We start from the raw sequence: 25143 nt of genomic DNA, 5'->3' as shown, positions 1-25143 counted from the left end.
CAAGGCAAAACGGAACATCATGGAAATCAGGTGATTGGCACTATACGGGGCAGGAGAAAGCACCTACTTCTGTTCGGGCATATGATTCTGAAGCCGATAATCATGTGACAGAGGGGAGCAACTCGGGCATTCGAAGTAGCCCATGCCGGTCATGGAGAGGAAATGATCCGAGCGTTGCGAAATCATATAGAAGGCTAATTCAAACGAAAAATACAGATGAAAAGCAGATCGGAGGTTGTAATTATGACTGCATACGAAAAACCGAATCTATCTATCGCCGAGATAGAGGATGTATTGATCGCTCATCTGGGATCAGCCGTGACAGAGATCACGCCGATGTCAGGAGGCAACCTGAGCAGCGTGTTCTCCTTTATACATGCAGGAAGAGGTCATGTCATTAAATTCAGCGACATGGCAGGGGCATACGAAACGGATCGTTACATCTCGAACCTGTTATCTAGTCAGGGAATACCTTTTCCAAGGATTCTGAGGCAAGGGAAAGTCGGGCATTTGGGATATGTAATCATAGATCGAATAGAGGGCGGCAATCTCGCAGATTGCACCGAGGAGCAGCAACGTAACCAACTTCCGGAGTTGATACAGATTTTGACTCGTATTAACCATGTCGAGCTGGGCTCAACAAGCGGATATGGGTGGATTACACCTACGGGAGACGGAACGTATCAGACGTGGAAGGACTATTTGGTTGATGTGTTCTCGGAGGATCAGACGGGGAACTTCTGGGAGAACTGGTATGACCTCTTTCAAACGACCTGCTTGGAGAAAGAGGTGTTTGACGAATGCTACAGCCGGTTAATGACGTATTCGGTCTACAATGAGCCGCATCGTCATTTTATTCATGGGGATTTTCACCAGTGGAACATCTTATCGGACGGCAAGTGCATTACCGGGATCATAGACGGTAACTGCGCCTACGGCGATTTCCTTGTAGATCTCGCGATACTGGATAGGCATATGCCGGGGCTTGAAGTGGTTCAAGCTTATCAGGATTACCAAGAGCAAGCCGGAATTGTAATTCCGGATTTCAAGGAGAGATTGCTGGGTGCGTATTATTTTAAAGGTATGGATGGGCTTCGCTTCTATGCCAAAATGGGCTGGAACGATGCCTATCAATCGACGCGTAACTTCCTTCTAAGCTTGAATAAGTGATATCTGATCGAACAGAAACGCAAAGGAGATAAACATGCTAACGACTGGACAATTACTGGATATCGAACAATTGCAGATCGAGTGTGAAGCTCATGATCATGCACAGCTGAAGCTCAACTGGGAGATGCTTAGAGGACGCGAATCAGACCGACTCGATTTGTTTCATTATGATAATGAACAGCTTATAGCGTTCGTTGGTTTGTATGCTTTTGGCTCAACGGTCGAAGTATGCGGCATGGTGAAACCGAGTGAACGGCGGAAGGGGCATTTCCAGCGCTTGTTCCGGCATGCGATGGAGAAGGTCCAGCAGAACGGATTCAAGAGAATCTTGTTGAATGCGCCTGCGGGATCAGATGCGGCAAAAGCTTTCTTGAGAAAACAAGGCGCCGAGTATGCATTCTCGGAGCATCAAATGGAGTGGCAGGATAAGCCGCTTGGCGAAACGGACGGCATTATACTGAGGCCAGCGACGCCGGAAGATTACGAAATGCGTGTACGCATATCCGTGCAGGCGTTCGGAGATGACGAAGCAGATGCCCATGCGATGGAAAGTCGCGTTTATGCGGGTAACACCGATGTATTCATGATTGGCGTTAATGAAGAGACAGTAGGGAAAATCCGAGTGAGTCGCGAAGAGGGGCAAGCATGGATTTATGGATTTGCCATTCTACCCGAACACCAAGGCAAAGGGATAGGCAGCAAAGTACTACGCCGAGTTATCCATGAGCAACGTGCGGCCGGATATTCGGTACATTTGGAAGTCGAAACGAAGAATGACCATGCGTTAAGGTTGTATGAATCGGTTGGATTCAAAGTGGTACATGCACAGGATTATTACAGCTATCACGGGTGATTAGGCTAACAAGGGAATAGATTGGGAGGTCAAGGTTTGAAGAATAGACTAAGCCTTAGTGTACTCGGTTATGCAGTCTATCTGGTAGGCTTATCGACCCTATCATTTGTATTTTACTGGATTATAAGAATATGGATCGCAATGGGGCGTTTCACAGCAGCTGATGCCTCGCCGGGTGACATTGGTGAAACCGAAAAAATGTTTTATAGTTTCGTTGTCCCCATTGGATACGGTGTGATTATGACCTTGCTTTCCTTTGTGTACCGTCAGATCGTTGGGAAATATTCCGTTAATCTGAGTGCAATCTTTATACTCGCAATCAATGTACTTATTACTGTTTACCTCATGGCACAATTTAGAATCTTTGCTTTTAGTTAATGATGCGGCATGTAACAATATGTTCATTGGGCAGGACCGGGACACCCCTGTATACTGAATAGAGAATCTCGTCCCGGATCGGGGCGAACTAGGAGGTCGAAGTTCATGCAGTTCACTACATCAATGGGCCGTTTGCGAATTATTACCCTCTTGGAAGGGCTCTCTTACATCGTCCTGCTCTGCATCGCTATGCCACTCAAGTATGCCGCTGATCTGCCGGAAGCCGTGAGCATTGTCGGCTCGTTGCATGGATTGTTCTTCGGGCTTTATCTGATTGCGGTCGCACATGTGACGTTCGTTCATCGTTGGTCTCTGGTCAACGTGCTATTCGCGTTAGGCGCTGCCTTTCTCCCGCTCGGCAATTTCTTGCTGGACCGCCGCTTGCTGCGGAAATAGTAGGGTTGCTTAATTACACCGCGAATCCAGACGGTAGAACAGAGTTGAATTGATGACGGTGTCTACCATTGGCGATGTAAGGCCAAGCAGTTGCCAACCGGCGGCGGCCATGGCTTCCTCATTGACTGCTTCATACATCAGTTGGCGTATACCTTCCGCTGTACGTATTGCCACCAAGGTGTCCGTATTCGTACCGCGGATTTGCTCAAGCACATCGTCCTTCCGCGATACAAGACTTGCAATAAACACGTGCCGATACGAAGCATAATCGAACGCTGCACCGTCTCCCAGTACAATTTGCACGTATTCGCTTAGGTCGAGTCGTTCCATCAACAACCGTGCAGCCTCGCAGGCGTCCGGATCGATATCCAGACAGCAGACGTTCACATTCCATCGCAGATGAAGCAGCACAGCACTAAGCGGTAAAGGTCCGCTTCCCACGAAGACGATAGGCGCAGAGGCGTCTTCCGGCCGACTGAGCCTGCCGAGTTGCTTAATCTCCTCACCGACAAGACTTTCATATTTCCTCCAGTTCTTATATTGGAACAGGCTGTCTACCCCGAAATAGAGCTGATTGCAGAGGTGACGGGAGTCGAACAACTCCATCTGGTACTCGGCTTCAGATAGCTTGTCAAGCAAACCTGTCTTCAGAGCTGCTATGTCTGCATTCCCAATAACATATCGGATTTCATCCGATGTGTAGGATTGCCTGATAACCTGTGACAGATTAGAGATCATTCTCGTGATCTTGGAATTTGAAGGCGACAGATCCGACTCTCGGTGAAGGACATCATACGTCTCCTTTACAATGGTGATCAAATCTGTGATTCGCTTAGATGATGTGGCTATAGAATATTCCATAAGCGACTACCTCCAATCCATTTCATTACCTTATCCTGAACCCAATATATTCGATCTATTAACTATTTAGTAATCGCTAGTTCAAAATAAGAAGGGCTGCCAATTGGCAGCCCTTCTCGTTCTATAGGAGTTCTATTTCATCGCTAGCTGAGTCTCGCGAATAGGATGTAATCCACTGGCTGGGGCTGAGCCCCACTCTGGCGGAGCATGGTGTTGATCTGGCCGCGGTGGTACTGGCCATGCAGGGCGGCATGGGTCAGAATGTCCCGAGTCGATGTCTCAAACGGTGCTCCCGCCTGGCTTCGATACGCTACAAGCGTGTCCAGCTGCTCTTCGGGCATGGCGCTGAGCAAAGCATCATAGCCACTTCCGTTCGCTTCGATCAGTGCTGCACAGTCGAGCGAATCCGCATCGTCTACCCACAGCACGATTCCTTCACTGCTCTCGCCGCGCAGCCGAGTCAGCCAGATGCGCTCCGCCTGAAGCACGTGCAGAAACAGAAGCATTGCCTTATTCGCTTCATCCTTCGGCGCAGCTTGTAACGCCTCAAGCAGCTGGCGGTTTGCCCAATCCATATGCGCGAACATATTTCGAATCGTTTGCATAATTCGACCTCCGTTAGATATCAAGTTTTCTTGCACCTAACCATTGTACCATTGCGGGATCGCGATGAGAGAAGAACAGGCTCTGATTCGTATCTAACGCAGCAATTGACTCCATATCCTCCTGGTGTAGTTCAAAATCAAAGATGTTGATGTTCTCGGCCATTCTATCTTTACGAACAGACTTTGGAATGACAACGACATCCCTTTGGACCAGCCAACGCAGGACCACTTGAGCGACGGATTTATTATGCTTCTCGGCTATGGCTGCCAGTTCCGCGTTCTGGAACAAGTTATTTTTTCCTTCGGCAAAAGGTGCCCAGGATTCGATCTGAACATGATGCTCTTTCATGAAGGCTGCGCTGTCCTGTTGTTGATTGAACGGATGCGTCTCAACCTGGTTTACGGCAGGAGCGACTTCATTATGCAGCATCAAATCGAGCAGACGATCCATGTGGAAATTGCTAACGCCGATGGCACGAACTTTTCCTTCACGATAGAGTTCCTCCATAGCGCGCCATGAGCCATACACATCGCCGTACGGCTGATGAATTAAATACAAATCCAAGTACTCTACTTGCAATCTCTTGAGCGACCTGTCGAACGCTTTCTTCGTGCGTTCGTAGCCGGTATCCTGAACCCACAGCTTCGTAGTGATGAATATTTCCTCTCTTGCCACGCCGCTCCGCTTAATCCCTTTGCCGACGGCTTCTTCATTCTGATAGGAGGCAGCTGTATCAATCATCCGATAGCCTGCCATAATAGCGTCATACACGCTTTGTTCACACTCGGTTGGATCTGCAATCTGAAAAACACCAAAACCAAGTATAGGCATCTCAACACCGTTGTTTAAGATCACGTTGTGCATAAATAATCCTCCCGTGTAGAAGCTCGTTTTCATTAGTATGTAACAGATGGATTTGAGTTCGTTATCCCATTCGTCTCGAATCTTTGCCTAATCCTCTCAGCACCACTTATGCGGCCAACGAAGATGGACTATAATCGAGCTATAGAAATGTCCGACCGGGGGGATCCAATGTCTGAAATGATGACTTTACAACAAAATGAACTCGTTACTATCATTGAGCGCCACGCCGTAACAGATGGCGTTCATCCGACTGCTGTTCCGTCACTGTATTTCATGCGTCTCTCGCATGCATTTGAGTCGAAGCATGGCGTTTATAAGCCATCTTTATGTATGGTGGTGCAAGGAGCGAAGGAAGTATATCTTGCACATGATCTCTACCGATATTCTCCTTCCGATTACCTGGTTGTATCCGTCCATTTGCCCGTGACCACCCAAGTAACCGAAGCCGCTCCGGATGCTCCCTATTTGGGCTTCAAGCTTGAGTTCACACCGAGCCAAATCTTAGAGGTTCTACGTGAGTCGGATGTTCATGTACTGCCAATAGAAAATCCGAAGAGAGCTATAGTTGTCAGTCAGATGGAAACGTCATTGATGGATGCGATCATCAGGTTAGCCCGTTTAGTGGATCGTCCCCAAGATATCCCCGTTCTGGCTCCATTATTTACGAAGGAGATCATCTACAAAGTACTTCAAGGAGAGAACGGCGGGATGCTGGGGCAAATTGCTATGGAAGGCAGCTCAACCCTACAAATTAAAGCGGTTATTGATCAGATTATGAACCAATATGATCGTGCTTTCCGGATTGAGGAGCTTGCGGAAATCGCGAATATGAGTATTTCATCGTTCCATCGGCATTTCAAAGAAGTAACCGCCCTGAGCCCGATTCAATTTCAGAAACATCTCAGGCTTCAAGAAGCCCGCCGACTCCTGTTAACCGAATCGGAAGATGCTACTGACGTGGCATTTCGAGTGGGCTACGAGAGCCCCTCGCAATTCAGCCGCGAATACTCCCGCATGTTCGGTTTTCCTCCAAGACAAGATATTAAACGTCTGAAAACATAAATGGGCATAAATCGAGACCTTCCATGTGATGATGGAAGGTTTTTCTGTGATGAAGTTGACTCCAAGGTGAAAGGATTAGGCAAGGATTCGAGACGAATGGGATAACGGTCGGTAGCTCATTGCTTCATAATAAGTAGAGGTTAACGGGATAATGAAGGAGGATCACTTCGCCTTGTACACACGACTCAGAAATTTACATGCAATCAAGGGATATGGTTTATTCGTCATTTGTGTGCTGATGGTCGGCATTGGGATATCCATAACGCTGCCATACTTAGCGCTGTATTGTACGGAAGAATTGGGTATGAGCGCGGGATTATTCGGCGTGTTGACGGCGGTAAGTTCATTAAGCGGCGTGGTAGCGAATTCGTTTATCGGTAAACATTCGGATCAAAGGCTGGACCGCAAATGGATTATCATCTTTGCCGCGGTTTCATCTGCTCTGGGGTACTCGTCCTACTTACTGTTCGATAACTATATGATTCTGCTTATTATCGTTAGTTTCTTCAGTGGCTTGGGGGCAGCTGCGATGCCGCAAATGTATGCTTACGCTCAGGAATCGGCCAATGAGAGCAGCTTCGACGATAAGACTTTTGCAATGTCTACGTTACGTTCGCTGGTATCACTGGGATTCCTGATTGGACCCTTAGTCGGAACTGTAATTTTAGGCGTTGTCGGATATAAAGGACTCTTCCTGGGGACATCGACCATTTTCTTTGCAATTGCTTCATTAGTGTTTCTCTTTCTGCCGAATAAGAGCGTCATTTCCCCTAAGAGATCCCATGCAGACGCAGCTCCGCTTGGCCGCAGGCAGCTCTGGATTCCGCTCCTTGCTTTCATTTTACTATTTGCGGTTAATGCCATAAATGGGATTGTTACACCATTGTTTATCGTAAACGAGCTACATGGCACTCATGCAAATGTGGGAGTAGTCGTAAGCATTTGTGCGGGCTTGGAGATTCCCATCATGCTTGCGCTTGGCGCATTGGGGAGTAAGATTTCGAACCATTCCTTAATGATTATCGCCTGCTTTATTGCAATCCTGTACTACAGCATATTGAGTGTTTCTAACGATTCCTGGCAGCTCATTGCGGCACAGCTATTACAAGCGTCATTCGTGGCTATCGTAATGGGCAACGGACTAAGCTATTTCTCGGAGCTGCTTCCGAATTCACCGGGAATGTCCACTACTTTGTATTACAACGGGTCCATTCTGGGAAGGCTGCTCGGAAATTTAGGCGGCGGAATCATTGCTCAGTATGCTGGGTTTCGCGACGTATACTTGGTCTGTCTGGCCGTATTGATTGTCTCGCTCTTTATCTTAATGAGAAGCCGGAGAAGTTTGGTGTAACGCTGTTCGCAAATATGTAATAATGTTACAGTTTAACTCCTAATGTGATAATATCGGATAAATGCAGCCGGAGCACAATTGGAGTAAACTACATGTGATGAATCCCAAATTTCAGGGAAGTGGTGAATAAGATGGAATATGTGAAACTTGGCAATACGGGACTCGATGTTTCTCGGCTTTGTCTTGGTTGTATGAGCTTTGGCGTTGCTGAGCGATGGACGCATCCGTGGATTCTTGATGAAGAGAACAGTCGTCCCATTATTAAGAAAGCGCTCGAGCTTGGTATTAATTTCTTCGATACGGCGAATGTTTATGCAGATGGAACAAGCGAGGAAATTGTGGGACGGGCACTTAAGGAATATGCCAATCGCGATGAAATTGTGCTGGCGACGAAGGTTCATTTTCGCATGCATGAAGGACCCAATGGTGCCGGACTTTCGCGCAAGGCTATTATGAGTGAAATTGATAAGAGTCTGAAGCGATTGGGAACCGACTATGTGGACCTGTACCAGATTCACCGTTGGGACTACAATACGCCTATTGAAGAGACGATGGAAGCTCTGCATGACGTTGTAAAAGCGGGAAAGGCAAGATACATCGGAGCTTCTGCGATGTATGCCTGGCAATTTCTTAAGGCGTTACATGTAGCGGAGACCAACCGATGGACCCGGTTTGTGTCGATGCAGAATCATTTGAACCTTCTGTACCGTGAAGAGGAGCGGGAGATGCTGCCGCTTTGCAGAGCAGAGAAAATCGGTGTCATTCCGTATAGCCCGCTTGCATCAGGACGATTGACGCGTGATTGGTCGGAAACGACTCATCGCTCCGAAACCGATCAAGTTCAGAAATGGAAATACGATGCAACTGCAGATGCAGATCGATTGATTGTCGATCGCGTTGCGGCAATTGCAGAACAACGAGGCGTACCTCGTGCACAGATCGCACTGGCCTGGTTATTGCAGAAACAGCCGGTAGCTGCACCGATTATCGGAGCAACGAAGTTAGCTCATCTCGAAGATCCGGTAGCCGCTCTGTCAATTGTGCTGACAAGTGAAGAAATCGCTTCGCTGGAGGAGCCGTATGTTCCCCATCCGGTGGTAGGCGCAGTTTAGGAATTCGATCGATCTTCGACACGAAAAGGAGCCGCAGATGGCTCCTTTTTTTGCAACCCATGATATTTATTTAAATCGCCGGCTTTGGAGAGATTTGGCTTTGTTATTTGATAGGAAGAAATGGTTAAACTAATAAAGGTATGAGTCCTGTTAGTTTTTACCTCTAACGGCCAGCATAGTGGAATAAAGGATATGTTAGGTGTAATTGGTACACGAATTTGTAAAGGATTATTGGTCCCAATTATTTTAATCTCTAAATAATAGTGATACACTAGGAGAGAGAAAAATGACCGGAAAAGATGTGTGATAAGGTTTTACCCTGGCTTGCTGTGGCGCTTTAGCAGGAACGCTCACATCCTTTCTGCAAATCGTAGAGTAGAAGGACGGTAAACATGAGCAACAGACAAACGAATACAGACGTTATCTTAATCGGTGCCGGAATCATGAGTGCTACCTTAGGTTCGCTGCTTAAAGAATTGATGCCGGATTGGAACATTACGGTGCTCGAGCGACGCGCAACCGCTGGTGAGGAAAGCTCAAACGAATGGAATAATGCAGGAACAGGACATTCTTCACTTTGCGAACTTAACTACACTGTCGAGAAACCGGACGGGTCCATAGATATCAGCAAAGCTATTAAAGTGAATGAAGAATACCAGCTTTCGAGACAGTTCTGGTCTTATCTGGTGAACAGCAATTTGATTCGTAATCCACAGGACTTTATCGTACCCGTGCCTCATATGAGTTTTGTTCAAGGGGAACAAGACGTAAACTTTCTGAGGAAACGGTTTAAAGCATTGGAGCACAATCCACTGTTTGACGGGATGGAATATTCCGAAGATCCGGCGAAGCTGAAGGAATGGATTCCGCTGATGATGAAAGATCGGAATGTCAATCAACCTATCGCAGCTACAAGAATCGAATCGGGTACAGATGTTAACTTTGGCGCTTTAACGCGCATCTTGTTTAATCACCTGAAGAGCGAGAATGTCGATATTAAATTCAACCATAACGTGGATGATATCAAACGTGCGTCAGACGGCACTTGGGAGCTGAAAGTGCGCGATGTTGAGTCCGGTAAGGTAGAACGTCAAACGGCGAAGTTCGTCTTCATCGGCGGTGGCGGCGGAAGTCTGCATTTGCTGCAGAAATCCGGTATTCCGGAAGGAAAAGGGATTGGCGGATTCCCGGTAAGCGGACTCTTCATGGTGTGTCAGAACCCGGAAGTCGTCGCGCAGCATCGCGCGAAAGTCTACGGACAAGCTCCGGTCGGCGCGCCTCCGATGTCGGTTCCGCATCTGGATACACGGGTCATCGAGAAGAAAGAGTCTCTGTTCTTCGGACCGTTTGCCGGGTTCTCACCGAAGTTCTTGAAATTCGGTTCGATGTTCGATTTGTCGTCTTCCGTTAAAGGGCATAACCTCGTTACCATGATGGCAGCTGGCGTGAAGAACGTTTCCTTGACCACCTACCTGATTAAGCAAGTTATGCTATCCAAAGAAAAACGCATGGAAGCATTGCGGGAATTCGTTCCGAATGCAAACAGCGCGGATTGGGAATTACTAGTAGCAGGCCAGCGCGTACAAATTATTAAAGATACTGCGGCCGGCAAAGGAACGCTTCAATTCGGTACGGAAGTAATCAGCGCCGCTGACGGCTCCATTGCAGCATTGCTTGGTGCATCTCCGGGTGCTTCCACGGCAGTCTCCGTTATGCTTGAAGTCATCAAGAAATGCTTCCCTACACATATCAACGAGTGGGAGCCGAAGATCAAAGAAATGATTCCTTCTTACGGCGTGTCCCTGCTGAAGAACCCGGAGTTGATCCGTCAACATCAGCTTTCAACAGCGCGGGCGCTTGGACTGAGCGAGAAGGTATCGCTGCAGGCAACGCACTAAAAGGATAGATATGAAGCAGCCGAGATAGTTCGGCTGCTTTTTTTCATTAGTATTCGCGGTTAGTGAAATGCAAGTGGTTGCAGTGGAATGCAGAGCTGAGTGTAAATAAGAAATTTCAGAAGAGCATCTTTCTCTTTTTTAGGATATAAATGTAAAGTATCATTGCCTATAGGAATGGTAATTTACATCCACTATCACAGTGGTGCTCCCGGAGGTACATATGATCGAGCGGAATTCTACTTACAATATTGAGAAGGCAGTGCTGGGTTACACAGATGAGCTGGCTCGTTTACAGGTACAAGTATTGATGGGGTGGGAGAAAGAGTTTCGTAACTTGCAATGGTTTGGCTTACGGGACGGAATGCGGATACTGGAAGTGGGCAGCGGCCCTGGTTTCTATACGGAACAGCTAGTCGGACAGTTGCCCCACAGTGTAATTACCGCTTTGGAGGTTGACCCGGCACTCTTGAACGAAGCCCGTAATCGAATAGATCCACAATTTGCAACGCAATTGGAGTTTGTCCGTGCCTCTGTCTATGATACTGGGCTGCCGGACAATTCCTATGATTTCGTTATTGCAAGACTGCTCTTCCTCCATTTGAAAGATCCACTGGCAGCGGCCAGAGAAATCTCTCGTGTGCTGAAGCCAGGGGGAAAGCTTGCCATCATTGATGTCGATGATGGGATATTTGGCGCGCTGCATCCCAACTTACCTATGCTGCCGTCCGTATTGCAGAAGGTTGCAGACTATGTGGCTTCCAATGGCGGGAATCGGTTGATCGGCAGAAGCTTGCCGAGGCTATTGAAACAAGCCGATTTTACGGATGTGGATATGGATTCGATTCTCCAGCATAGCGATCTACTTGGTATAGACGGCTTCCGGTATCAGTTTGATAGCAGACGATTCATGGGTTTGTACCAGAATGGCGTTATTACTCAGGAAGAACTGGACCACATGAAACATGCCTCTGAGAAGCTGAATACTTCGTCTGAGGCTTATGCTATGCTGAACTTTGTGATGGCTTGTGGCACCAAGGCGCGTATCTAGTTTCATTCCACTTAGGAGGCAACGAATGATGATTACGTTCAAACAAATGAAACTCGAAGATGCAACGTCCATACGAGACATTGACCGTTCGGAAACCATCCATGTGATCTATACATGCAAGGACGGCACGCTTGATGAGATTAGATCGGAACATGAATGTCCCAATTGGGGAGAAGACGATTACTTAGCAATCATTTCTCGCTATGAATATGAACTTCTAAGCGGCGGAGCAGCATTTGGCGCGTATGATCAAGATAAACTCGTTGGATTCGGTGTCTTAGCTCATCCATTCAGAGGTCCGGACAACAAGCAGCTGCAGGTCGATCTGATGTATGTTACACGGAACTACCGGAGGCAAGGCATCGGCAGGCGTATCTTGGATTTACTAAGTAATGAAGCCATCGCAAGAGGGGCCGAGTTTCTCTATATATCATCGACCGAAACGGAGTCCGCGGTAAAGTTCTATTCCAGCTGCGGCTCGCTTCATACGTTAGAGGTGGATAAGGAACTGTTTGAAAAAGAACCTCATGATATCCATATGGTTAAGAAGCTTTAGCACTCATAATCGCGAGCAAGGGGAATTCTAATGGAGGCTGCCGGACGGTTGTTGGCGGCCTTTTTATTTTCGGTAAAACAACATAAATAGTGTGTTTAACGATTTAAATTTATTGCAAAACGATAAATTATGTGATAAATTCAAGTGGAGAATAACGAAAATGAGGTGCATGTCATGGAACGAGGTTCAACCCTCTTCTTAAAGGTAACTGTTTTTCTGATTGGCATTCCGGTTCTGGCTATGTGCATATTTGTAATCCCTGAGATCGCGAATTATCTTGCAGAATTATATCCGGATCATACGTATCTGAAATATTTTGTGTGTATTGATCTGTATGCAACGGTGATTCCCTTCTATATTGCGCTGTATCAAGCTTTCAAACTTTTAGGTTACATTGACAAGAACGAGGCTTTCTCGGATTTCGCTGTTACTGCTTTGAAGAATATCAAAACTTGCGCGCTCGTAATCAGTGCCTTGTTCGTACTAGGGATGCCTCTTTTCTACCTCTTGGCAGAGAGAGACGATTCTCCGGGTGTTATTCTAATCGGGATGGTGTTTATCTTTGCTTCGCTCGTCATTGCGGTCTTCGCGGCGGTTCTTCAGAAGCTGCTGAGAAATGCCATAGATATCAAATCAGAAAACGACCTAACGGTCTGAGGTGAATAACATGGCGATCATTATTAATATCGATGTGATGTTGGCGAAGCGAAAAATGAGCGTAACGGAGCTTTCGGAGAGGGTCGGAATTACGATGGCGAACCTGTCCATTTTGAAGAACGGGAAGGCTAAAGCGATTCGGATCTCCACATTAGAGGCGATTTGTAAAGCGTTGGATTGTCAGCCGGGAGATGTCTTAGAATACAAAATGGACGAATAATGAGAAGAGTGTTGCTGCAGCTCGTTCGTTTCGGCTGGGAGCAGGCATGGTCTTGTCTGTTTCCTGTTGTGATTTTCGCTTCGCTGGCTTTAACGCAGCTTATTCAGATTCCTTGGCTTCCGAGATACGACTTGCTGCTGCTCATTTGCCTTACGATGCAGTGGTGGATGGTTCGTTCCGGTCTTGAATCACGTGATGAGCTTAAGGTCATTACTTTGTTTCACATCATAGGCTTGGCACTTGAAATCTTCAAGGTGCATATGGGTTCATGGTCGTACCCCGGGGAGGGGTACACGAAGGTGTTTGGCGTTCCGTTATACAGTGGCTTTATGTATGCCAGTGTTGCGAGTTATCTCTGCCAGGCTTGGCGGCGGATGGATGTTGAGCTGGTTAGATGGCCGCCGTTCCCGGTGGTGGTGCTGCTAGCTGCTATGATTTATTTGAACTTCTTCACCCATCATTATTGGATCGATGCTCGTTGGTGGTTGTCAGCACTCGTTCTTATCGTATTTTGGCGGACTTGGGTCACCTTCATGGTTGGCGGTACAAGATACCGAATGCCGCTTGCGCCTTCATTCCTGTTAATTGGATTCTTTATCTGGATCGCCGAGAATGTCGCCACTTTCTTCGGAGCATGGGAATATCCGGATCAAGCCGATTCATGGCGGATCGTACATGTTGGTAAAGTGAGCTCATGGCTGCTGCTCGTCATTGTCAGTTTCCTGATTGTGGCGACTTTGAAGCTGGTGAAAGAAAGGCAAGTCCCGGGTGGGACCAAATGATAGAAGGCCAGGTTGAGCATTCGCTCTTCCTGGCCTTTGTGTTAACGCCGGATGTATCTCCGTACCCCGATGCTCGCACCTACTGCATGCAGGTTTGGCCATCTCGTTGTATTGTAGTACATGCGAATATCAGCCGGAGCGTATTGGGACAAATGATAGAAATCCGGATAAATGAACCGATCCTCCAGGTAAGCTGATTTCGTTGCATCTTCGATGCGTCGTTTGTTAAGCGATGCAATGATGCCTTCTCCACTCTTGATGCCAATGCCGTGCCCGAAATACAGGTCGTCGCTAAGCTTCACGACATTCTCGCCTTGCCATTCCATTTTCTCGGGATTGACATCCGGGTTCTTGAAGTATAATACGTCACCGGGCTGCGATTGTTCGCTTGGAGCATCTTCACTGATTAGCCCGAGGTCGCTGTCTGCTTGCCAGGAGTGCAGGTATAGCCTCTGAAATAACCGATTAAACGGGCTTTCTCCGAGCGTATCCAGAACGGCTTTGTACAACACGATGATGATAGCCGTTGCACACTCGAAGCCGTATTTTTTCCCGTTCGAGAAAATATCTTGGATGGCGTCGGCCGGCATCACGTCCTCCTTGAGTTGAAATCCGCCTTCGTCCGTCAACGTCCAATACTTCTCATTGCAAAACGACTTCTTAAACGTAGCAAATCCAGCTGGGCTGCTCTGCAACTCCCTGGCTGCCGCGATAATATTCGACCGTAAGGTCGGTTCGAACTGCATGTCGCCTCTGCCTCCTCAACATTCTCCAAAATGCCTATTTCATTGTATGGGCAAAGGAGGCAATCGGTCTCCGGATTCAGAAGAAAATACAGCTCTGCGCCAGCTTTATTCGATATGATGGGAACCATCTTCCAACCTGTAACGGTTGATTGGATAAAGAACCAGTTCCAACCTGTAACGGTTGTCACAGTGCTTATATAGCCCATAAAACCCGTTTTCATTTTCTAACGGTTGCCAGCGAGCTTATTTGGGCATTTTTCGATTGAAATCAACCATTATGGAGGGAATAACGATGCTCACAACCGTTAAAATTTTAAAAGGTGTTCATTTCATGAAATAGCCACGCTGACAACCGTTACAGAATCAATTGGCATATGTTATTTTCGGCTGGCAGTGATGGCTCCGATAAGTTTTCCGAGCAGGCCGGTGGCAGGTGGTTCAGGATCCTTAATGCCCCAGGTTACCCCAAATAAGATTGGAGGAATAAACATCGGATCCATCCATTCGTAGGTGCCATCCTCGAGCAGATCTCCGATAAGCATGCCGGTACCCGGATCATGGCGCAAGGCCCACTTGCCGCTGTAAACGATCATGCGTTTCTTCTCGATGTAAGTCATCGCGGTTGCGTAATCGAAGGTTTTTGTACGCGATCGGTCCGATAGATCAACCATCACTTGAAAATCGGCTTCTTTTTGCTGCCAGCTGCGTTCCGAATCCCACATCTCTATTAACTGGTAGCCAGCAAGGTCGGAATCCGCTATTGCTCTCTGCAATGTATCGCCAACGAACGGGTAACGTACAAGCCTGTTTCCTTCGTGGAACCGGACTCTCTGTATATTATGCTGTGCTACGATATGCTCGTGAAAAGCATAACGATCATAGCCGGTCAACGTGTCTCCGATCCGTTCCACCTTGCAGTTCGGAGCATCAATGCCATTCACGAGATTGAGGACATGAACAAAATAATAGGTATCAGCCTCATACTCCACCGGCAGAAATTCGGCTTCTTCGGGACGAAGATGGCGCTGAAACAGCTTCATAGCCTTCTCAGTCACAAGCAGAGCGCCGTTATGTCGCTTCAGGAAATCAGAAGGTTTATCTTTCGGGTATCGCTTCAGCTTCGGTGGAATCCAGGTAGCGAGCATAGGTTCACCGTCGAAGACGAGGCGTTCATGATCCTCCATATGCTCGAATTCCCAGCGGGCATAGGAAGGATGGTAGTCTAGCAGCCATAGTTTCATTGTGGAATGGTTCTCCTTCTCACGAATAGGGGTTGGGTGGCGTTCACCTATAATCTACCATCTTATTCGAGGTGGCGTAAATCTATTAATAATATGTAAATTAGCCTGTCATCATGCGACAGTTTTATTTTTTGCTGTGCGTTCTATAGGGAGCTGAGGGTCGCAGTTTCGAACTCTAGGATCAGTTTTGCGGTGATTTCGACGCTGAAAGTCTGATTATTGAACACTCAGCGTCCATCGGCAGCGCAAGGAGCTTGTTTCAGAGCTGAGAGTTGCATTTTTGAACTCCCGATTTATTTCTGCAGCGTTTTTATCGTTGAGAGATTGATTTTCGAACTCTCGGCTTCCGTGGATCGCACCATTAAGCCAATTCTCGGGCAAAATTGTTCCAGTATGTGGTATATTCAAGCAGGGTGAATAGCATAGGCGTAGGCAATTCAGTACTATTAATTGATATGAAGGAAGTCCAGCATGTTCAAGTTAAAAGATATGATCATAGGTATCATCATTTCAGCATTGCTTCCCATTGCTCTTATCATATTTATAAAGTACAGCTCAATCTCTGTTGACGACAATTCAGATGGTTCTGTTACTCAAACGGTTACTTGAATAAGCTTCACGTTGTCATCCTACTTCTTTACAATGCTATATATTTTTATCTTATTCATGATCATAAGTACGACGATCAGGGTGTTGAGAAAGAAGTGGCGCTCATCGTGAATGGTTATGTTAACGGGAATTAGGCACATATGGAGGAAGACAATTAATTAATATTCGGGGGATCTAGGTATGCCATCATACAAATTTGAGTTAAATCCAAAGGAACTTCTCCGATTACTGTTCTATAAAAAGATCTGTCCGGATTGCATGAGAAAGTTGATGAAAAATAATGAAAAAACCTTTCTCGAAAGAGGTTGGTACAACATGAACGGAACTCATATGTATGGAAACCAATATCATCTGAAGTTTCGGTACTACTGTGGAAATTGTTCTAAAGACATACAATTGCTTGATCTGAGACATAGAAGATTTTTTAATGACAAGTAGTATTGAACTAAACCTGAATAAGGAGTGTAATTGACTGCATGAATGAAATGATAGCTACAATTATGTCTCTATGTGAACAACTCAATGACAATGAAAAAACATCAATTACCAATGCCCTTTCCAGGCATTTTGAGAAGCAATTACACCTTTCAATTACAGAACTCTCAACATGTAATGAAGATGAACTAATAATAATTAGGAACGTAATAAACGGAGTTATTCTAACTAAAAATCATGTACCTGACATTGTTGAAGCTTATGAACGATTAAAGGAAACTGATGTGCCTCGAAAAGTTTCCTTTGGTCGGACCGAAGAGTAAGCGAGGAACGATAGCTGAATGATATACATAGATTTGAAAAACAACCTTAGCTCGGCGGTTCGCCGGAATAAGGTTATCTTCATGTCTCAGGCCTTGCTGTTCATAAAGATTCTCGTCGTCTTAGGGTAGGCACTGAACTGCTTCAATACACTGAAATGGTTATAACAAGGATTCATACTGCTTTGATAAGTTTATTAAACTTGACTAAAGGATAACCATAATTGCGCTAACGGAGAACAATAGTTCAATTACGAAAATGATTGAACTATCGGGGAACTATAATTCAATTATCCCCACTATGAAACTACATTTGAAATTTATTGAAATGAGGAAATAAAATGTCTAGCATCCCTTCATATAGGGAATTCATACTCCCATTCCTTCAGATATTAAATGATCGAAAACTCTACAATACAGATGGAATAATAGATGATTTAGTTATTTTGTTTCGGCTATCAGAGCAAGATCTGAAGGAAATGGTGAAATGCGGAAGACAATATACTTATAGAAATCGAATAATTAATGCAAGAACTTCCCTACTGAGGAATGGATGTATTCAATACGATAGAGAAAATAACTTACTAATTACTGATAAAGGAAGTCAGTTTTTAATAAGTCAGACATCTTTGGACTAACGGGAGACGATAGCTGAATAAACAACCAATTCAATGCTGGCGTCTATGACAGAAGACAACACAATGAATGGATAGTTGAAGTTTCAAAAAGATCATATTTTACTCACAGAATAGAAAAATCTTTGACCGTTTCTCTTTATAGAGGACGGTCTCTTTAATTCTTTATGGTTACAAGCTGCCGGCACGAACGGCGGCTTCTTACGTTAACGGGCAGGAAAACGGGATTATTACGAAGAAATTAGAGGAATAAATTTCAAATGGTAGTTAATTCTACCGTTAATTGAATCTCCCAAATCCTGCAATTTCAACTAATGCTTGATAGGTTGTCATTCGCGGGTGTGCTATGCTGATTCCGACATTGCACTTCACGATGTTGCACGATTAATTATTACTACCATAAGGGGGATTTAGAGTGTCAACTGAGAAAGGAACGGTGTATTCCGCTTGGTCAAACATCAATTATGCTATGCGGTTGCACTGGCGGGCAAGGCCACTCACGCTGATTTGTTGTGTCATCTCGGTGCTAGTTGGTGTTGGTCTGCCATTTGTAAGTATCCTTATGCCCAAAATTGTCATCGACCATATTACAGCAGGTGTCACGCCAGGCAGGTTTATATTGTCAGTTGGCGCTATGGCGCTTCTTCTGGCCTTGCTGAGCAGTGCGAAGAGCTATGCCGATCTCATTACCAATGAATCTGTCGGTACAATCAGCATATTGAAACACCTTCAAACTACGATGCATAAGCATCTGCATATGGATTTCGAGGTGCTAGAGAGTCCCGGATACGCCAAGCTGGGGGAAAAAGCATGGCGTGCCATGCAAAGTAACCACTCCCCCGCCTCCAATGTACCGCGCAACATTTCACAGCTTGTTATGAACGTATTAGGCTTTCTTACATACGGGATGGTTATTGTAACGGTACATCCTCTAATTATTCTCTTTCTAGCTGTTTCAGCCGGAATCAATTGGCTTGCGCTCTCACGTGCCCGTAAGATTGAGATGGACACACGCGAGGAGCGGTCCAAGCTTCATGGGAAGCTGTGGTATATCCAGAAAGTATCGAAAGAGCCGTCAGGCGGCAAGGATATACGCCTATATGATCTAGGCAGTTTAATCAACGGTATCTTTCAAAATGTACTCGCTACAAGCAACAAGAAAGAACGGGAGGTAGCGACAGGTGATATGAAGGCTCAACTGTCGGATGCAGCGCTCAGCCTCCTGCGTGACGGTGCAGCATACGCGTTTCTCATTTATTTGCTCATAAACGACAAGATGACCTTAGGCAATTTCGTGCTCGTGTTTGCCGCCATTGGCGCGTTCGCTGGTTGGTTATCGGGCATATTGAGAAGCTCAAGCGAGCTTATGCGTGCTTTAAGCGAGATGTCAGATATTCGCGTTTATCTTGACGTCCCTGATATTTCCAATACCGGCACTGGCGATGAACTGCCGTCCGGAGAAATGCTGCCTCCCGCGATTACGCTTCGAAACGTAGGATATACATATCCGGAGGCAAACGGATCGACCCTTACCGGCATAGATCTTGATATTAAGCCTGGGGAGCGCATTGCCATTGTCGGGGGAAACGGGGCAGGCAAGACGACGTTTATCAAGCTCTTATGCGGGCTCTATAAGCCGACAACCGGCGAGATTACGCTCGGAGGCGTCGATATAACGCGTTATAACAGAGATGAATTCTTTGCGCTTTTCTCGACGGTGTTTCAAGATATCCATCTGTTCTGCTGTGATATTGCCGGAAATATATCTCAACAATCGCCGGAGAAGACAGATTACGAGAAGGTGAAGAAATGTCTGGAAATGTCCGGTCTTATGGATAAAGTAAACGGGCTTGAGAAAAGGGAGTCGACGCTTCTTGTACGCCGCGTACACAACGATGCCATTGAACTCTCAGGCGGCGAGCAGCAGAAGCTGGCGCTGGCGCGCGCACTTTATAAAGACGCGCCGGTTATTATTCTGGATGAGCCGACTGCTGCGCTTGATCCTATCGCGGAGAGCGAAATCTATCAGCGTTACGCCGAGCTGACTGCCGGTAAAACCTCCATTTACATTTCCCACAGACTGGCAAGCACGCGTTTCTGCGACAGAATTCTGTTCATTGACGGCGGAGGCATCGCCGAGTGCGGGTCGCACGATGAGCTCATGAGACATGGCGGGAAATATGCGGAGATGTTTAACGTTCAGTCCCACTACTACAAGGACGGGGAGGTTTCCGAGAATGAAGACGCGCTCCATCTGGCATAACCTGCGCCGGGGATACGGGATTGTTAATCGCCTTACGCCGACCTATATTCCACTTACTTTCGTCTCTTCTTTTATTAAAGCTGTACAGCCGTTAATGATCCTTTTCCTGTCTGCACAGATCATTAACGAGTTGGCCGGCGCGCGCGACACTAGTCGCATTATCCTGTACGCCGCACTTGCAGTAGGGCTTGCATTTGTTTTTACAGCTGCAAATGCCGTGGTCTCTCGCCGGATTACGACTTTAAACAGTACCTTGTGGGCACGTTTCTACTTCTTCCTAGGCAATCGGTACATGCAGATTAATTACGATCAAGTGGAAGATACGATGAATAATGAAATGTTAGCGGATATTGAAGCGAAGACAAACGGCAACGGACTTGGCATTCTTCGCTTGCACTACAGTTTGCCGGAACTGCTGCAGCCCTTTTTTGAACTTATCGTGTCTATCGTACTGTTCTTCGGCATGTTTACAGCGGCTGCTTCCTACGAGAAGACGTTCATAACATCACCGTTTGCCACCGTTTTGCTGATCATTCTTATCCTGCTTATCCTTCCCTTCACCTATGTTCTCAAGAAAAGGGAGGAGAGGATCCAGAAAACGGTGTTTGAGGAAAATCCGAAAGCAAACACTTATGTCCATTTCTTTAACGAGTATATGCAGGTAAAGAATGCGGCCAAGGATATTCGCCTCTATAAACAGGCTTCAGCAATCGAGGACCATTACAATAAATCAGTGGGAGCGGAGTTCTGGTACAGAATTTTCGACTTAATCGGTAAGAACAACGCATTGGCAGCGGCCGTGAACGCCGTCTTAGGCGGCTGCGTCTATCTCTTTATCGGTCTGCGTGCGTTATATGGCATGTATCCTTTAGGCAGCGTGGTTCAGTATATCGGCGCGGTTTCCGGCGCTGTTAACGCGCTGGCCAAGCTTGTCTCGGTTCTGGGCAACTTTATTACAAACAATCAGTATCTCGAACGAAGCTTCGATTATCTTGACCTGCCGGACAACATGCGAGAGAGCAAAGGAAGCAGACAAATCCCGCAAGGGGATCTGGAGTTTGAGTTCCGTGACGTGTCGTTTAAGTATCCCGGTGCCGATAACTATGCCATTAAGCAGCTTAGCATGACTTTTAATATCGGCCAGCGGGTTGCTGTTGTGGGGTTGAATGGCAGCGGCAAGACGACTATGATTAAGCTCCTTTGCCGGCTTTATGAACCAACAGAGGGTGTAATCACTTTAAACGGCATCGATATTAGGGAGTACGACTATTCGGCCTATATGGGCGTTTTCAGTGTCGTGTTTCAAGATTTTAAGCTATATTCCTTCTCACTCGGCCATAACGTTGCTGCTTCCGAGAGCTATGACGCAGAATTGGCGGAGGAATCACTCCTTATGGCAGGGTTTGGCTCGAAGTTAAACCAAATGCCGGGAGGGCTAAATACCTTCTTGCATAAGGACTTTTCGGATGACGGTGTTGAAATTTCAGGAGGCGAAGCGCAGAAGGTCGCTCTGGCAAGGGCACTGTATAAGAATGCGCCTTTTGTGGTACTTGACGAGCCAACGGCGGCACTGGACCCCATTGCGGAGTTCGAGATCTATTCCCGTTTCAATGAGTTAATAAGCAACAAGACAGCAATCTTCGTCTCCCACCGGCTCTCGTCCTGTAAGTTCTGTCATGACATCGCCGTGTTTCACGAGGGTCGTCTAATCCAACGCGGTTCCCATGACAAACTCATAACCGACCGGGATGGGAAATACGCTGAACTGTGGAATGCACAGGCACAGTATTATGTCGGTTCGTGATTACTGTTACCGAATATCTGCATAACCGTTTATAGGCCACCATGCTGGTGGTCAGATTGTAGTGAAACCTGCCGTTTTTTAAAACGGCGGGTTTCTCAGGCTGCCCGAGAAAGTCTCGGGCAGCCTGAGGCTTGAACAATAATGTTCAAGCCTTTAATCTGCCCGAGAAGTCTCGGTTTCGGTGGGAATAAAGTTTAACGGTTGTCAGCGTGGCTATTTCATGAAAATAAGGCTTTTTGAAAGGCTAACGGTTGTGACAGACGTTATTTACAGCATATGGGGCTATTCCTAGTGGAAAATGTTCAAATAAGCTCGCTGGCAACCGTTAGAAAATAAAATAGGCGAATTTATGCCCAATAACCACTGTGACAACCGTTAGAGCCGGAAGCGACAAAGCATGCGCTCATCGCAGAGGGTTTCGACAGCCTGGCCACCATGCTGGTGGTCTTTTTTTATACAGATGGCTGTTTTTGTTCACTGGCAGGAAAGTTTATCACCTCGCAGAATTTGTAAATTAGCGAAGATTGGGGGCAAGTTGTTGAAACTTTCAAGATTATTGTTGCTTCTTATTGTGCTACTAACTTTAGGTGCAATAACCTATTTTACGTATCCATTGAAAATTCAAAAAATACTACCCGCGACTGATAATATTCAAACTATTCAAGTGACCTATATTACGGGTGGACAGTTTCTCGAATATGAATTTAGAAATAAGCAAGAATTAATGGAAAATAAAAATGAGTTGGTTAGCATTCTGGATTCCACTTCTTATCGAAGAAGAGTTACTAGTTTTAAAGGCGGTGCTGCTGATGTCATTATGATTAATATTATTTATAGAGATAAGGACGGTGATACTAGAAATTATATGGTTGATTATCGCGAATCCGGAACTTTTATGATTGATAATAAAGAATACCAAATATACGGAAAGTCTAAGATAACATTCGATAAACTTGTAGTATGGTTACAAAAAGAAGGAACTTTGTTGAAGGCTTCATGAGTAATGACTAAGGAAGCATTGGCTTTATACAACCCGTACCGGCTATCAGGAAGGAAGTAAAATAATGAATAGACCTATATTGTAAATCAGCTATCAGAAAGGCATTTTCAAGATTTAATGAACTTATACAATGAAGCTTCATGGACAAAGGCAAGAACGAGTGAAGAAGTTCGATTGATGATTGATAACTCGTATATATTTGGTTTATGTGATTCTGAATCAGATCAACTAATAGGATTTACGAGAGTTGTGACTGACTACGTCTTCCGAGCAACTATCTATGATGTTATCGTTTTGAAACAATTTCAAGGTGAAGGATTTGGAAGGTTGCTAATCGAAGCGGTAGTTAATAGTGCATTAATAAGGGGAATCGAACGAGTTGATTTATTTTGCGCAGATAATAAAGTGATATTCTACGAAAAATGGGGATTTAAACAAGTTCCAATAACCACCAATTACATGAGTTTAATTAAGTGAGTAAAAGCAGCTGCAAAATTTAGAAATGAGTAGCAGGAAAATTGTGATGTTCCTCCGAGATACGCAAATACCGAGTAGAGCCTACGTAAGCCTTCAGTTCCTTATCGAAAATAGCATAAGGAAATTGCTCACCTCGCTCCCGGCCTTCAATTGCCTTAGGAATTGCCAATAATATTTTATAAATCTTTTGTTAGATTTCATAGTCGAATGGCATCAACGATAGTAGTAGCAAAAAGGAGGAATAGAACTTGGATAATGACATCATGAAATTTAAGGAAGTTCGGAACAAATCTATAGCCTTTATAGAAGGGATAAATCCAGACTTCGCCCTTATTGTTCCAGATGGATTCAATAACAATATTCTCTGGAATGTTGGTCATATCATCGTTGCTTGTGACAATTGGATATTTCCGAAACTACAACTAGAGTATAGGGCTCCTCTCCACTATCATAATATATTCCGAAAGGGGACGAGCCCTAAAACATGGGAGCTTGACCCTCCGACTTTTTTTGAATTAATACCTGTATTCAAGAAACAACTACTCGAGATTCCGGAAGCATGCTTTGGTAATCTAGATAGAAAACTTCCTCGAAAAAAACTCTTAAGTGACTACCTTGTTAGATGTATCAAGGAAGAAACTCATCATTTTCTAAGGATGGTAAAAATTTATGATTCGATAACAAGAGAATACGAAGCGGGCTAACGAGGAAATAAAGTGGAAAGCAATGCCATTCTAGAAACAAGAGGTGGCTTCATGCAAGAAAAGCAATCCGAAGTAAACAGACTGGCTTGAAAGCCAGTGCTATTATGGTAAAAAAAGCAACTTAACTAGGAAGGAATATAGACGTGATGCAGAGGATTAAATTTATGTATAGACAATTCTTGAGGGAACCACTGTGGTTTAAAATTCTAATTTCTTCAACTTTACTTATTACAATTATATTTAGTAGTTCTTTTTTTTCGGATAATGCGTATTATCAAAGCTGTGCCAAATTAGCTGCTGCTATCTTTTTTTGTGCGTATGGCATCAAAATGCGGAGGAATCTTCAACTTTCTGTAATCTTCTATGCAGTAGCAGTTATATGTATTTATCTATCATGGCACAATTTCGAACTCGCAAATCACTAAACTATCGGAGATCGATAATTTAGAATAATCATGGGGCAGCTTGCGATCCGCAGCTGCTCTTATTTATTGCGTTAAAGGGCGAAAAAGCGTAATTTAACGAATGGTTTTATTATTCATTTCCTTCGTAAATAATTAGTGTGAAGGAGATGAGTTTCTGATGAATCGTTTCTTAATAATCACATTGCTGCTTTTATTTATTACGGGCTGCGGATATGTGAGAATAGCAACCGCAACATTCCCTAATTTTGAAAATGAATATGGAACTTATATCGATGAGAGTTCCTTTAAAGGTGAGACCCTAGAATGCATACACGTTATAAATCTCCATGTGAAGTATCAGAATGAGCGTAACAATGCTGCTCATGATGAGCTGTTTACAACCAATTTTATCAAGTACCATGGAAAAAGTCATTACACGTCCAGTGACGTAACATATTTATCTGCTACGCTAAGATCAATTAACAAGAATGAGTATGGTCAGTATTTTGCAATTGTCTCAGAAAAGACTGACCTTCCAGGGACAAATGGAGAAGCATCTGATGCTTTTTATGTGCTGAAGATGGAGAATGGAAAGTGGCTTATTGACTCATGGGATTAAAGTAATGGACATGATTGTTCAACCCTGAAATCCCCTGTATTATCCAATCGCAATCGCTGATATGATGGCTTA

Annotated in this window: 26 protein-coding genes; 21 read left to right on the top strand and 5 right to left on the bottom strand. The window is 45.3% G+C overall.

Annotation, left to right across the window (positions count from 1 at the left end):
- Positions 1-243 precede the first annotated feature (243 nt).
- The 4 genes from AC0YNS_RS29715 (at position 244) to AC0YNS_RS29700 (ending at position 2797) form a co-directional block, all read left to right on the top strand.
- A complete protein-coding gene (locus AC0YNS_RS29715) occupies positions 244-1170 on the top strand; it encodes an aminoglycoside phosphotransferase family protein (RefSeq protein ID WP_475784541.1) in 927 nt (308 codons plus the stop codon).
- Positions 1171-1204: 34 nt separating this feature from the next.
- Positions 1205-2023: a GNAT family N-acetyltransferase gene (locus AC0YNS_RS29710; RefSeq protein WP_475784540.1), complete on the top strand. Its 819-nt coding sequence runs from the start codon at positions 1205-1207 to the stop codon at positions 2021-2023.
- Between the two features lie 36 nt (positions 2024-2059).
- Complete coding sequence (locus AC0YNS_RS29705; protein WP_475784539.1) at positions 2060-2401, top strand: hypothetical protein; 342 nt, start codon at positions 2060-2062, stop codon at positions 2399-2401.
- A 105-nt stretch (positions 2402-2506) separates the two neighbouring features.
- On the top strand, positions 2507-2797 hold the full coding sequence (locus AC0YNS_RS29700; RefSeq protein WP_090980738.1) for a DUF3817 domain-containing protein: 291 nt from the start codon (positions 2507-2509) through the stop codon (positions 2795-2797).
- 9 nt (positions 2798-2806) lie between these two features.
- Here the strand turns inward: AC0YNS_RS29700 and AC0YNS_RS29695 are convergent, their stop codons facing one another.
- From AC0YNS_RS29695 to AC0YNS_RS29685, 3 genes are all read right to left on the bottom strand, one after another.
- Positions 2807-3658 (bottom strand): nicotianamine synthase family protein, encoded by an 852-nt coding sequence (locus AC0YNS_RS29695; RefSeq protein WP_475784538.1) that lies wholly within the window; start codon positions 3656-3658, stop codon positions 2807-2809.
- Between the two features lie 143 nt (positions 3659-3801).
- Complete coding sequence (locus tag AC0YNS_RS29690; protein ID WP_475784537.1) at positions 3802-4263, bottom strand: DinB family protein; 462 nt, start codon at positions 4261-4263, stop codon at positions 3802-3804.
- 13 nt (positions 4264-4276) lie between these two features.
- A complete protein-coding gene (locus tag AC0YNS_RS29685) occupies positions 4277-5128 on the bottom strand; it encodes an aldo/keto reductase (protein ID WP_475784536.1) in 852 nt (283 codons plus the stop codon).
- Positions 5129-5296: 168 nt separating this feature from the next.
- Here AC0YNS_RS29685 and AC0YNS_RS29680 point away from each other — a divergent pair, with 168 nt between their 5' ends.
- From AC0YNS_RS29680 to AC0YNS_RS29640, 9 genes are all read left to right on the top strand, one after another.
- Positions 5297-6190 (top strand): AraC family transcriptional regulator, encoded by an 894-nt coding sequence (locus AC0YNS_RS29680; protein ID WP_475784535.1) that lies wholly within the window; start codon positions 5297-5299, stop codon positions 6188-6190.
- A gap of 172 nt (positions 6191-6362) precedes the next feature.
- A complete protein-coding gene (locus AC0YNS_RS29675) occupies positions 6363-7541 on the top strand; it encodes a sugar efflux transporter (RefSeq protein WP_475784534.1) in 1179 nt (392 codons plus the stop codon).
- Between the two features lie 131 nt (positions 7542-7672).
- A complete protein-coding gene (locus AC0YNS_RS29670; protein WP_475784533.1) occupies positions 7673-8653 on the top strand; it encodes an aldo/keto reductase in 981 nt (326 codons plus the stop codon).
- Between the two features lie 392 nt (positions 8654-9045).
- Entirely contained in the window at positions 9046-10551 is a 1506-nt protein-coding gene (locus tag AC0YNS_RS29665; protein ID WP_475784532.1) for a malate:quinone oxidoreductase, read from the top strand.
- A 220-nt stretch (positions 10552-10771) separates the two neighbouring features.
- On the top strand, positions 10772-11599 hold the full coding sequence (locus AC0YNS_RS29660) for a class I SAM-dependent methyltransferase (protein ID WP_475784531.1): 828 nt from the start codon (positions 10772-10774) through the stop codon (positions 11597-11599).
- Between the two features lie 25 nt (positions 11600-11624).
- Entirely contained in the window at positions 11625-12155 is a 531-nt protein-coding gene (locus AC0YNS_RS29655) for a GNAT family N-acetyltransferase (RefSeq protein WP_475784530.1), read from the top strand.
- Between the two features lie 174 nt (positions 12156-12329).
- A complete protein-coding gene (locus tag AC0YNS_RS29650) occupies positions 12330-12812 on the top strand; it encodes a DUF2975 domain-containing protein (RefSeq protein ID WP_475784529.1) in 483 nt (160 codons plus the stop codon).
- 10 nt (positions 12813-12822) lie between these two features.
- Positions 12823-13032, top strand: a complete 210-nt coding sequence (locus tag AC0YNS_RS29645; protein WP_091222640.1) for a helix-turn-helix domain-containing protein — start codon at positions 12823-12825, stop codon at positions 13030-13032.
- Complete coding sequence (locus tag AC0YNS_RS29640; RefSeq protein WP_475784528.1) at positions 13032-13814, top strand: DUF817 domain-containing protein; 783 nt, start codon at positions 13032-13034, stop codon at positions 13812-13814. Before AC0YNS_RS29645 ends, AC0YNS_RS29640 begins: the two co-directional genes overlap by 1 nt.
- 41 nt (positions 13815-13855) lie before the next feature.
- Here the strand turns inward: AC0YNS_RS29640 and AC0YNS_RS29635 are convergent, their stop codons facing one another.
- Together AC0YNS_RS29635 and AC0YNS_RS29630 are read right to left on the bottom strand one after the other, a co-directional pair.
- Positions 13856-14560, bottom strand: a complete 705-nt coding sequence (locus AC0YNS_RS29635; RefSeq protein WP_475784527.1) for a protein-glutamine gamma-glutamyltransferase — start codon at positions 14558-14560, stop codon at positions 13856-13858.
- Positions 14561-14937: 377 nt separating this feature from the next.
- Positions 14938-15801 carry an imm11 family protein gene (locus AC0YNS_RS29630; RefSeq protein WP_475784526.1) on the bottom strand — a complete coding sequence of 288 codons (864 nt, stop codon included), beginning with the start codon at positions 15799-15801 and terminating at the stop codon, positions 14938-14940.
- A 1085-nt stretch (positions 15802-16886) separates the two neighbouring features.
- Between AC0YNS_RS29630 and AC0YNS_RS29625 the strand changes: the two genes are divergently transcribed.
- From AC0YNS_RS29625 to AC0YNS_RS29590, 8 genes are all read left to right on the top strand, one after another.
- The gene (locus AC0YNS_RS29625) at positions 16887-17168 is read left to right on the top strand and encodes a hypothetical protein (protein ID WP_475784525.1); all 282 of its coding nucleotides are present in this window, start codon (positions 16887-16889) and stop codon (positions 17166-17168) included.
- 338 nt (positions 17169-17506) lie between these two features.
- Positions 17507-17803, top strand: coding sequence for a winged helix-turn-helix domain-containing protein (locus tag AC0YNS_RS29620; protein WP_475784524.1), 297 nt, complete (start codon positions 17507-17509; stop codon positions 17801-17803).
- Positions 17804-18215: 412 nt separating this feature from the next.
- Entirely contained in the window at positions 18216-20063 is a 1848-nt protein-coding gene (locus AC0YNS_RS29615; protein WP_475784523.1) for an ABC transporter ATP-binding protein, read from the top strand.
- On the top strand, positions 20038-21867 hold the full coding sequence (locus AC0YNS_RS29610; RefSeq protein ID WP_475784522.1) for an ABC transporter ATP-binding protein: 1830 nt from the start codon (positions 20038-20040) through the stop codon (positions 21865-21867). The genes AC0YNS_RS29615 and AC0YNS_RS29610 overlap by 26 nt, the downstream gene beginning before the upstream one ends.
- A gap of 538 nt (positions 21868-22405) precedes the next feature.
- A complete protein-coding gene (locus AC0YNS_RS29605) occupies positions 22406-22867 on the top strand; it encodes a hypothetical protein (RefSeq protein WP_475784521.1) in 462 nt (153 codons plus the stop codon).
- Positions 22868-22984: 117 nt separating this feature from the next.
- Positions 22985-23344: a GNAT family N-acetyltransferase gene (locus tag AC0YNS_RS29600; RefSeq protein ID WP_475784520.1), complete on the top strand. Its 360-nt coding sequence runs from the start codon at positions 22985-22987 to the stop codon at positions 23342-23344.
- 248 nt (positions 23345-23592) lie between these two features.
- Positions 23593-24048, top strand: a complete 456-nt coding sequence (locus tag AC0YNS_RS29595) for a DinB family protein (protein ID WP_475784519.1) — start codon at positions 23593-23595, stop codon at positions 24046-24048.
- Between the two features lie 582 nt (positions 24049-24630).
- Positions 24631-25071, top strand: coding sequence for a hypothetical protein (locus AC0YNS_RS29590; RefSeq protein ID WP_475784518.1), 441 nt, complete (start codon positions 24631-24633; stop codon positions 25069-25071).
- The last annotated feature ends 72 nt before the right edge of the window (positions 25072-25143 follow it).

The organism is Paenibacillus sp. J22FR21 (assembly GCF_056269135.1).
Note: the sequence above shows the minus strand (reverse complement) of the source record. Positions and strands in the feature narration are given on the sequence as shown.

Bases quoted from the DNA above. Each gene is read 5' to 3' on its own strand.
- AC0YNS_RS29630 (WP_475784526.1), bottom strand. From the start codon at position 15,801: ATGAAACTATGGCTGCTAGACTACCATCCTTCCTATGCCCGCTGGGAA.
- AC0YNS_RS29655 (WP_475784530.1), top strand. From the start codon at position 11,625: ATGATGATTACGTTCAAACAAATGAAACTCGAAGATGCAACGTCCATA.
- AC0YNS_RS29715 (WP_475784541.1), top strand. From the start codon at position 244: ATGACTGCATACGAAAAACCGAATCTATCTATCGCCGAGATAGAGGAT.
- AC0YNS_RS29645 (WP_091222640.1), top strand. From the start codon at position 12,823: ATGGCGATCATTATTAATATCGATGTGATGTTGGCGAAGCGAAAAATG.
- AC0YNS_RS29635 (WP_475784527.1), bottom strand. From the start codon at position 14,560: ATGCAGTTCGAACCGACCTTACGGTCGAATATTATCGCGGCAGCCAGG.
- AC0YNS_RS29700 (WP_090980738.1), top strand. From the start codon at position 2,507: ATGCAGTTCACTACATCAATGGGCCGTTTGCGAATTATTACCCTCTTG.
- AC0YNS_RS29690 (WP_475784537.1), bottom strand. From the start codon at position 4,263: ATGCAAACGATTCGAAATATGTTCGCGCATATGGATTGGGCAAACCGC.
- AC0YNS_RS29650 (WP_475784529.1), top strand. From the start codon at position 12,330: ATGGAACGAGGTTCAACCCTCTTCTTAAAGGTAACTGTTTTTCTGATT.
- AC0YNS_RS29600 (WP_475784520.1), top strand. From the start codon at position 22,985: ATGAACTTATACAATGAAGCTTCATGGACAAAGGCAAGAACGAGTGAA.
- AC0YNS_RS29680 (WP_475784535.1), top strand. From the start codon at position 5,297: ATGTCTGAAATGATGACTTTACAACAAAATGAACTCGTTACTATCATT.
- AC0YNS_RS29590 (WP_475784518.1), top strand. From the start codon at position 24,631: ATGAATCGTTTCTTAATAATCACATTGCTGCTTTTATTTATTACGGGC.
- AC0YNS_RS29660 (WP_475784531.1), top strand. From the start codon at position 10,772: ATGATCGAGCGGAATTCTACTTACAATATTGAGAAGGCAGTGCTGGGT.
- AC0YNS_RS29610 (WP_475784522.1), top strand. From the start codon at position 20,038: ATGAAGACGCGCTCCATCTGGCATAACCTGCGCCGGGGATACGGGATT.
- AC0YNS_RS29710 (WP_475784540.1), top strand. From the start codon at position 1,205: ATGCTAACGACTGGACAATTACTGGATATCGAACAATTGCAGATCGAG.
- AC0YNS_RS29685 (WP_475784536.1), bottom strand. From the start codon at position 5,128: ATGCACAACGTGATCTTAAACAACGGTGTTGAGATGCCTATACTTGGT.
- AC0YNS_RS29695 (WP_475784538.1), bottom strand. From the start codon at position 3,658: ATGGAATATTCTATAGCCACATCATCTAAGCGAATCACAGATTTGATC.
- AC0YNS_RS29620 (WP_475784524.1), top strand. From the start codon at position 17,507: ATGTCTAGCATCCCTTCATATAGGGAATTCATACTCCCATTCCTTCAG.
- AC0YNS_RS29640 (WP_475784528.1), top strand. From the start codon at position 13,032: ATGAGAAGAGTGTTGCTGCAGCTCGTTCGTTTCGGCTGGGAGCAGGCA.
- AC0YNS_RS29665 (WP_475784532.1), top strand. From the start codon at position 9,046: ATGAGCAACAGACAAACGAATACAGACGTTATCTTAATCGGTGCCGGA.
- AC0YNS_RS29625 (WP_475784525.1), top strand. From the start codon at position 16,887: ATGAATGAAATGATAGCTACAATTATGTCTCTATGTGAACAACTCAAT.
- AC0YNS_RS29670 (WP_475784533.1), top strand. From the start codon at position 7,673: ATGGAATATGTGAAACTTGGCAATACGGGACTCGATGTTTCTCGGCTT.